At 56.1% G+C, this 8879-nt stretch carries 8 protein-coding genes; 2 read left to right on the top strand and 6 right to left on the bottom strand.

All coding sequences use genetic code 11. The annotated features are described in order from the left end of the window. Positions 1–609 (top strand): substrate-binding domain-containing protein (locus KH616_RS16770; RefSeq protein WP_292248353.1); only part of this gene is annotated, 609 nt, incomplete at its 5' end. Between the two features lie 10 nt (positions 610–619). Here the strand turns inward: KH616_RS16770 and KH616_RS16775 are convergent. The 3 genes from KH616_RS16775 to KH616_RS16785 form a co-directional block, all read right to left on the bottom strand. After that, the gene (locus KH616_RS16775; RefSeq protein WP_292248355.1) at positions 620–1510 is read right to left on the bottom strand and encodes a LysR family transcriptional regulator; all 891 of its coding nucleotides are present in this window, start codon (positions 1508–1510) and stop codon (positions 620–622) included. Positions 1511–1663: 153 nt separating this feature from the next. Beyond that, positions 1664–2824: an IS30 family transposase gene (locus KH616_RS16780; RefSeq protein ID WP_292248358.1), complete on the bottom strand. Its 1161-nt coding sequence runs from the start codon at positions 2822–2824 to the stop codon at positions 1664–1666. Positions 2825–2943: 119 nt separating this feature from the next. Continuing rightward, positions 2944–4416 (bottom strand): hypothetical protein, encoded by a 1473-nt coding sequence (locus KH616_RS16785; RefSeq protein WP_292248361.1) that lies wholly within the window; start codon positions 4414–4416, stop codon positions 2944–2946. Between the two features lie 452 nt (positions 4417–4868). On the opposite strand from KH616_RS16785, the gene KH616_RS16790 reads away from it, so the two are divergent. Continuing rightward, positions 4869–5135 (top strand): hypothetical protein, encoded by a 267-nt coding sequence (locus KH616_RS16790; protein WP_292248364.1) that lies wholly within the window; start codon positions 4869–4871, stop codon positions 5133–5135. A gap of 672 nt (positions 5136–5807) precedes the next feature. On the opposite strand, the gene KH616_RS16795 is transcribed toward KH616_RS16790, so the two are convergent. From KH616_RS16795 to KH616_RS16805, 3 genes are read right to left on the bottom strand one after another with little or no spacing between them, the layout of a single operon-like run. After that, complete coding sequence (locus KH616_RS16795) at positions 5808–7313, bottom strand: TniQ family protein (protein WP_292248366.1); 1506 nt, start codon at positions 7311–7313, stop codon at positions 5808–5810. Between the two features lie 4 nt (positions 7314–7317). Then, positions 7318–8346 (bottom strand): TniB family NTP-binding protein, encoded by a 1029-nt coding sequence (locus KH616_RS16800; RefSeq protein ID WP_292248369.1) that lies wholly within the window; start codon positions 8344–8346, stop codon positions 7318–7320. Next, on the bottom strand, positions 8336–8773 hold the full coding sequence (locus KH616_RS16805) for a hypothetical protein (RefSeq protein ID WP_292248372.1): 438 nt from the start codon (positions 8771–8773) through the stop codon (positions 8336–8338). The genes KH616_RS16800 and KH616_RS16805 overlap by 11 nt, the downstream gene beginning before the upstream one ends. Positions 8774–8879 lie beyond the last annotated feature (106 nt).

Consider the following 8879-nt stretch of genomic DNA (forward strand, 5'->3'; position numbering starts at 1 on the left):
CAGGGCAAGGTCACACTCAGCGCGCCGCCGGTTCTGGTCACGCATTTCCTGGCCATGCGGATGGCGGACTTCCAGATGAAGTATCCGGGTATTCAGCTTTCCATCACGGCGGAAGCTCGGCAGGTGTCGTTAGCCCGCCGGGAAGCGGATGTGGCATTGCGATTGGTACGCCCCAAGGAATCCAGCAACGTCATCCGTCGCGTCGGCCTCATGCCGTTCGCTCTGTACGCCAGCCGTCGCTATCCGGGTCTGCGCGATCCGAGCCGCTGGGCATTCATCGCCTATGACGAGCAGTTCGCCGACATGCCTCAGCAGCGGTGGCTGCTGAAGATCGCCGGGCAACGTCCCGTAAGTTGCGAACTCAGCGACATCAGCAGCCATTTGAGCGCGGCCCAGGCCGGAGCAGGCGTGGCGGGCTTGCCATGCTTTCTTGGCAATGCGGACAAGCAACTAGTCAGACTCGACGAGCCGGCAGTGCCCTTCTCGCGCGACATTTGGCTGATTACGCATCGGGATCTCAAGCGCTCGGAAACCGTGCGGGCGGTGATGGATTACTTGGGGGAAATCTTTCGGAACGATCCTGGGCTGGGACTCGAGTCGCGCGGCTAGATTGTCGCCATCACGATTCCGGAAACAAGTGCTCGCACATGAAATCGACAAACACGCGCAACTTGGGCGACAGCTGGTGACTCGACGGCCAGAGGATCGAAAATTGGCCGAGAGGGATGGGATGATCATCCAGCACGGGTATAAGCGCACCACTTGCGAGCGCATCCCGCACGAGAAAACCCGGCATGAAGCAGATACCAAACCCTGCGATGACGGCGCCACGCAACGCTTCCATGTTGTTGCAGATCATCGAGGTTCGTAGATTCGGCAGTTCGCTGCCGTCGCCCGCCAAGGGCCATTGCTCCAGCTTACCGGTTGTCGGAAATCGATAGCGCACGGCCGCATGCTCCGTCAGTTCGGCAACCGTGCTCGGCAAGCCTTTGCGCGCCACATAATCGGGCGATGCGCACAGCACGTATCGGAACGGACCCAGCCGACGTGACTTCAGACTCGAATCGGTAAGGGTACCGCTGCGGATCACCGCGTCAAACCCGCCCTCAACGACATCCACCAACAAATCATTGAAATCCAGATCGAGCTCGACATCCGGATAGCGTGCATTGAATGCCGGCAGCACCGGTAACAAGAAGCGATATCCGATCGCAGGCAGACTCACGCGAAGCCGGCCGCGCGGAGTTTGAGCCGCCATCGACAAGGTCGTTTCCGCATCGCGCAGTTCATCAAGAATCCGGTAGCAGCGCTCGCGGAAATACCGCCCCTCCTCTGTCAACGTCACCCGGCGCGTGGTTCTGTTGAACAGCCGCACCCCAAGCGACCGCTCAAGCTTCGCGATTGTTTTGCCCACCGCCGATGCGGACACCCCCAGTTTGCGTCCGGCGGCAACGAAGCTGAGCGCTTCCGCAGTGCGCACAAATGCGACGATGCCGCCCAGGTTGTCCATGTCTGCCCTTTTCCCTGACCCAATTAATTGAGGAATTAAACTCCACTATCCAAGGAATTGCACGGCGTTTTTAGCAGATTAAATCCAGACTATCGTTAGCTCATCGATCTGGCGCACTTCGTCGTGATGCGCCAGCATTTCTGGAGTGCGGATTCAACCCGTCGATGCAACGAATTGATGAAATCGCTCAGCCGGTGTATCGAAGTCTAGTGTCTTTCGCGGACGCTCATTGAGCCGCCTGGCTACAGCGTTGAGCTTGGCTTGTGAATAGGCTGAGAGATCGATCCCCTTGGGGAAATACTGTCTCAGGAGCCCATTTGTGTTCTCATTCGAACCACGTTGCCAAGGGCTCTGTGGATCACAAAAATAGACCTTGATGTCGGTGGCCACGGTGAAGCGCGTGTGATCGGCCATCTCTTTGCCTCGATCCCACGTCAGTGATTTGTATAGTTCCTGAGGAAGCTTGCCGGCATGTCGGATCAAGGCATTGATGACCGCCTCCGTATCCTTACTGGCAACCTTCACCAGCATCACGAAGCGGCTCTGACGCTCGACGAGGGTGGCAATCTGGCTGTTCGCGCTACCGAACAGCAGATCGCCTTCCCAGTGGCCCGGTATCGCACGATCCTCAACGGTCGCGGGGCGTTCACTAATCGGGACGGTGTCGCAGATTCTGCCGTGGTCGTCGGTCTTCATCGTGTGATGACGCGAACGGCGCATGGCTCGCGAGCGCCGTAAATGCTCGAGCAGTTCCCTTTTTAGCGCACCGCGAGCTTGTATGTATAGGCTGCGGTATATGGTTTCGTGCGACACCTGATAGTCCCTGTTGACCGCGTACACGTGCTTAAGCCAACCAGCGATCTGCTCGGGCGACCACTGCAGCCGGAGCTTGCTTGCCACGACCTGGGCGAGTTCCCGGTTTCTGACGAGCTTGCAGATTTGGGGGCGATGGGCTCGCTCCCACGCAAGTTGGTCAGCATTGTTCGCCCGATAACCCTGCATACCTCCGTTCCGCTTGAGCTCGCGGCTAATGGTGGACGGAGCACGTCCGAGCCGATTCGCAATCGCGCGAATCGAATCGCCAGCAACCACTGAGCGCGAGATCTCCTCCCGCTCGGCAAGGGTCAGTGCCAAGCTCGAACGGCGCCGTTGCTTCGGCTGTATGCCGCCCGTTTCAGCCAGAATCCGTTGTACCGAGGAATGGTTCCGATCAAACAACTGGGCAATCTGCTGCAGCGATTCGCCCTTGCGCCAGCGCTCCCACATTAACGCCTTCTGGCTGTCTGTATAGTAGATCCGCCGTCTCTGTTTCATTGCAACACTCCTTGCTGCTATGCAGCTTCAAGTGTGTTGCATCGACGGGTTGAATCCGCAATCCAAATCGGCTAGTCGGCCCGCCGGCCATCTTTCTCTTAACATCGCCGCGTATGTCCTCAGTGCGCAGCTTTGATGGAGACCTCGAGCGCCCAAGCTGCAATGACGATTGATACTAGCGTGAGCCCGATAACCGCCTGCTGGATACGCAGGTTGCTGATCGTTTGAGAGATATTACTGGTCGTTGACAGAACAGACTGAAGCAAATTCGCGTCGCGTAAGGTCCGTCGCGCGTCTGCTATCTGGGACCTACGTAACGCGTCAGCTAAGTAGTGAGGTTTATCGTTACTGTCCTTTACGTACATCTCCAAGGTATCGTAACGATACGAAAAAGGATCGCCCGCGAACTCCTCTATTTCCTGCGCTGTTATTGCTGCGTCAAATAGGCGATGACGAACCAAACTGCGCAGCGTTTTCAAGTCCCTGAGCGCGTGGTATTTGCCATTGCCTGCCGACTTGTCGCGTAAGGCTGACAACTCCGCACTGTAACCATCCAGGACTCGACTCAGTGCCCAACGGCTGAGAATCCCTCGGACAGTCTCGTGTGCGCGATGAGCTATCGTCCAATTCGAGGTGGGGTCGTTGTATCCGGGACTAGCAGGGAACGCATCGGACCGACGGCAAATGAATGTCAGGCGTGCCTTGCTGTAATCTGAATCCTCTGAGATATTGAGGGCCGCCCCCGGCCATTGGGGTGAAATCCAGCGCTCATTCAGCCATCGAATCGAAAGTCCGTCGAATGCCCGTACCGGGTAAAAATCATCTGTCGCTGGTGCAATTTTTTCCGTGACTAAAAGCACGGCAGTGGGTAAATCCCCGCCACCGATGCCCGATGCGAACACTCCCGGCAAATTGCCCGTAATCCAGTTTGCGCACGTATGCTCCAATCGCGCCAGTTCGTTCTGTACTGAATCTCGCCGTTGATTATCAGGTTGATGGAGCGTCCTGGTAAATCTGGCCCGCCTTCCGAAAAAGATGTACGCCCAAACATCACGGACCCGTAGTAGCGGACTTGTCGACGTGTAAGTACTATAGATTTTCCGCAGCGGGCCATCTAGCGATTTAGCTTCTTCCTCGGTAAAGAAAAAACCCATGACTAGCGCAGTAATGCTTGGCGAGAGAGAGATGAGCACGGGATGCGCGGCATCGACACCAGGTGGCAAACTCGTAGTACGTTCACTCATTAGGTGCGGCTTCCGCACGTCTGATACCAAGCCGAGGCTGGCCCAACTTTGGCTGCGTCCTTGCCGCGTTTTCTCGGTCCATTGGAGTAAGCTGTCTTCACGGCTGCGCCCTCGTTCCCAGCCCAGTTTTCGCAGGCCTTCCGTTAGCCGCGCTACCTGCGAGGGGGTATATAACTCGACCGCCCAGACAGCAGGAATTTGAACGCCTTCGTCGTCTGGAAGTCGTCCACGGTCGTTTTCTGCAGCATCGCCGTCCCGATAGCTGTCGTCTTTTCCGTCGCGTACAAATTCTCGGTAGCGTCCCAGCCGCCGCAAGATGCCCCATTTGCTGTTGGTCAATTTGTACATTCTTATTTCGCCCCCGACCATTGCTTTGATGTTCGATGTAGTCAACAATCGGTCACGATACCACGCCTCCCGTAGCGCTTGCCCCGATACGCAGCCCCGCAAATCCGCATTGAGATCGCAAGTACTCGTTCACTCGCAACGACAACCAGCATTCGGGCTAACGTTGACGCGAACGGCAGCAATTTGTCCATGAGCCGCCTCACTGTGGCCGGCACTCCAACGGCCGCTCAAGCCGAGGACGTGACGTACATCATCGGTGGTCGATGGGCCGTTGACGGAGCAGAACGGCCCATCGCACGTCCGGGCGCGGTGATCGACGGATGACCGCTCATGGCCGGACCGCGACGGTGGGGACTGGCGGCAAGCCACCGAGCTACCGGCGGAAAAGGATTTTTGTAAGTTCGCTGTGCGAGAATCACAATTCACCTTTATCGGTCAGGAAAGTGACAGTCATGGACCAGCCCCATACGAACCTTACGGCACCACTCCTTTCCGTCGACTCGACACTATGGTTTTCAGCCTACGGCTTCGGTTGGGGATACTGCGCCTTTGCGCTACCTGCTAAAACGGTTTGCGAAAAACTCGGCGCTGCGAACGAGACCCCGAAACAATTGATGCTTGCATTCGAGCTTGGCAAGCGCCGGCTCTTGCAGGCTGTAGAGCAGAAAGCGTTGCCGGGCACTGGCGAACGCATAACGCTTTCGGCCGCTGATCTCTGACGACGGACTACGACCGTGGCTTAATCACGTTATCGCCGAGCATGCGTGAATGGGGAACCCGTATCGCCGACATTCAACACTGAACTTCCTTAGCCCGGTTCAGTTCGAGCAGCGCATTATGGGCAAGTGACCTGTCCGGGAGGGCGGGGGAAGGCCACATCGACGTACCAGTCCTCGAGCATACGTTCGAAAATGATCTGCCAGTGCTTCTACAACCAACGCTTGGCAGCGGCATCGGGATCGTTACCGGATGCAGGAACCAGAAAGGCGTTTGCGTTCTCACATGAGGACTGAGGCCCAGCGCGCCCGAGCGGCACGCGCGGCGCAGTGCGCAAAGGACCACGGCACACCGTCGCCGCTGCCATCGAGGGCGTCCTGAATCTCTATTCTCCACCGCTTCGATGATGCCATTTCCATCTCCTCCTCTCCTGAAATGTGATGCCTGCACCCGGGAAGGCGCGGCCCAGAGCCGGCGAGGAGGTTCGCGAAATCCCGAACTGTCGGCATCGGCAATTAGCCAGAAACCGGCAGAATCAAGATCCGCTTCGAAGCCAGACGCCAAGGCCTGGAGCGGGCGCACCCGAACGCCGGTTGGCCCAGCCTGCGTTGCGCGCACATCTACACACGCCAAATATGCCTTCGCGACCTCCTCCGCCACCGGCATTACACACTCTATTCAGAGCCACCTTTCTGTATTCGATCGAGCAGACCTCTATCGAACAGCCAGCCTGTGAACCCCGATGTATCGCGGAGAACGGCCTGTGGCTTCACCTCGCCTCGGAGGATCAATCGGAACAAGCGTTCGAGCATGGCGTTGCTCCACGCACATGAGCGCAGTACTCGATGGAGCGCCACTTGTGACTCATTTATGCTGTCTACGACGGACAAATCGTCTGCGATCCTGAGTACATTCCGAATTTCGACCTGTGGAAAAAACCATCCTATCTCCCGATACTGAGCGGTCGGAAATAGTAGTGGCACTAACGTCGATTGTCGACGATGCGATATACCTAGAGATCGACTTGCTCGTGTGGTCGCTTGGTCTTGCAATGCTTGTCTCATCTTAGGCAATTCGTCGCGTCTCACTGCCAGCAGCACACGCCCCTTCGTGAAAGTTCGAGATTTTGACTCGATCAACCCCGTGCTGGCGAGTTCCCTGATTTTCCTTTCCTTGACGTTGAGAACTCTGGCAGCGCCTGCCGCCCACATCCAGTTCATTCGAGAAGCGATAGCATTTAGCAATTCGTTTCTTCGCTCGAGCACTGGCCATGGCCAGTTGTCGATTAGGTACCGTTGATACCACGCGACAAGGGCTTCGAATCCCTTGTTTTGTTGAATTGATCCGAGATACCTGTGAATATCAGCGAACGTAGTTGAGATCGACGCCGCCTCATCCCCCCTGTCACGATGCATTGCTCCCAAGTAGGCCAGGTAGCCGGATGGCCAATTGGAAAATGCTTCGGCACAAGGCTCGAGGAGAGAAATCGCTGCATGCATGTCGTCGAAACGAGGCATGCTCCGTCGAGCACCAAGAATCGCGTCGGAGGGCTGCTTCGCAAACCACATAAGCATTTCAGTCACATCCTTCAGTGAAAGCGCATCGAACGGCGTCGGTTCGTCGTGCGTATCGCGGAGTTTGCTCGCAACCAATGCTGACAATTTAATGACCTTCGATGGCGCCGAAGTCGACTGGCCGTCAGCGAAGGTTGCTCCACAGTCGCACCGCAAGAGCGACTTCCGTACCCACGAGATCTTTTCATTGCACGCGCTGCATCGATCCGTTAGCCAACATTTGTGGATTGTGCAGGCGACATATTGGCGAAGCTCCCACTCCGACGACCAGTACTGTTGTTCTTGCAAACACAGCGGACAGCACCTTGCACCTGCGGAAAGCCACGCTGCGGGGACCGCTCGCCGTAACTCAGCCAATTTGGCAATGTACTGCACGGAGCTGTCCGGCGGTGCAACTCGATCCCAAGACAATGCCTTCGCAAGAATCGCCGGATCGAACATAACACCCAGTTGTTTCAGACGAGAAAACGTAATCCCGTTCTTGTTGGCGACACGTGTGAGAAACCCCATAGCGGCCTCTCCAACATGAATGACGGGATGCATAAATAGCCTCTCGGGCAAATCGCACGCACTCATCGCTTCAGCCCGGCTTACTTCGTTCATCATGCTTTTACCCTCCCGTAGCAGTTTTCTTGACGTCGCTCCTGAGGTACCAGAACGGTTCGTCCGCTCCGACGAGATCACGTAGTTCGGCATTAGGGTTAAACGGATTCAACTTTGGCGGCGCCGTCGACCACACCTCCTCGGCGAATGCCTGTTCGAACAAAGGCAGACTGAGTTGTCGTTTGTTATGTTCGAATGCAAGCGACACTGCGCCGTCAATCACTTTGGCCACATAGTCGATCACGCCAGCCGAAGCCGCATACATACGAGTGATGATTTCGGATGAGTGAAGAGAAGGACACGGAAGAGGGAGCTGGCCATGCATATGCTTCAGGACGCCAGCAAATTCCCTTCTATCCTCAGCGACTGCCCAGTCGAAACGACGAACCTCGTGGTGCGCCGAAAATCGCCTCGTTAATTGAGGATTGTCCTGCAAGATTCCAATGCTCTGTGGCAAGCCTGAGACAACAACAGCGACCTTGGTCTCCTCCATGAGATTCTTCAGCCAGTCCGCGGTCAATTTCGCCTCCGCCAGATGTCCAGAATCCACAAAGTGCTGAAATTCGTCAATGATCAGTAGTTCGACACGACACATTACGAGCAATTCTGCGACGTGATCGGTCTTCTCCTGAGCGGTGCGCTTAGGAACCTTGTCTCCCAAAGCCTTAAGGATTGCTTGCGCGAGATTTTTGATCGTCGGCCGAGACGGCGTGACGACATAGAGAACCGGAATGACAGGCCCCTCAGTAGTTTCATATCTCTCGAACTTTGTGGCATAAAACCTCAGAATGCTCGACTTTCCTGTCCCTGTATGCCCACGTAGAAATAGGCCGCGCGGTCCATGCATGGCCCGCCAGCGACGATGTGTCGTTGCAATCTTCCGAATCGCGGCGCAAAACCGGTCGTAATGGATCACATTCGCCCGTACCGAAAATTCGACATCGGGCAAACGCGTCGATTCGATGCTAGAGGCGTGCCCAATGGTCGAGAGGTAGGCCAGCGGATCCTTGCTGGCCGCACGGATGTTAGTGCCCATCGACCACTCCTTGATACCTGGGATTCGGAGTGCATTCAAGCTCCGGCAGTTCGTCCATGTCGAAGCACTCGAATGCGTGCTGCCGCGATGCCATCGCATTTATCCCGCTTGCTTCACGAAGACGCAAATTTGTTGCGTGATTAGCTGCGAATACCATCTCACTGTCGATGACGCTGATCGTCGCTGCCCGCTTCCGATCTCGGACGGTCTTTGCTTTCAACGCGTCACGAATCATTGCCTGAATCTCCGCCTTCACACGCAGCAGATGTTCATCGCGCCACTTTTCCCCATGTGCTTTCCTGACCCGCTGACGGATCAATAGGTGCTGGTGCAGATTCAATCCATCCGCATAGCTGGCAAGTCGATCAATGACTGGCACCTTGAAATAGCATTCGTCTTGGTCATCAAACACGTGGATGTAACTCACATCGTCTTTTGAATCGACCAGAATTTCCTAGCCATCTTCTAGCCGTATATTACGGTGACCAAGGAGATGGATATGAGCAGCAAGCGGTATACGGATGAGTTCAAGG

The sequence above is a fragment of the Burkholderia sp. genome (assembly GCF_018375725.1).
In the GTDB taxonomy this organism is placed as follows: Bacteria; Pseudomonadota; Gammaproteobacteria; order Burkholderiales; family Burkholderiaceae; genus Burkholderia.

Excerpts from the sequence above, each read along its gene's own strand:
- KH616_RS16775 (WP_292248355.1), bottom strand. The coding sequence starts at position 1,510 with ATGGACAACCTGGGCGGCATCGTCGCATTTGTGCGCACTGCGGAAGCG.
- KH616_RS16800 (WP_292248369.1), bottom strand. The coding sequence starts at position 8,346 with ATGGGCACTAACATCCGTGCGGCCAGCAAGGATCCGCTGGCCTACCTC.
- KH616_RS16790 (WP_292248364.1), top strand. The coding sequence starts at position 4,869 with ATGGACCAGCCCCATACGAACCTTACGGCACCACTCCTTTCCGTCGAC.
- KH616_RS16785 (WP_292248361.1), bottom strand. The coding sequence starts at position 4,416 with ATGTACAAATTGACCAACAGCAAATGGGGCATCTTGCGGCGGCTGGGA.
- KH616_RS16795 (WP_292248366.1), bottom strand. The coding sequence starts at position 7,313 with ATGATGAACGAAGTAAGCCGGGCTGAAGCGATGAGTGCGTGCGATTTG.
- KH616_RS16780 (WP_292248358.1), bottom strand. The coding sequence starts at position 2,824 with ATGAAACAGAGACGGCGGATCTACTATACAGACAGCCAGAAGGCGTTA.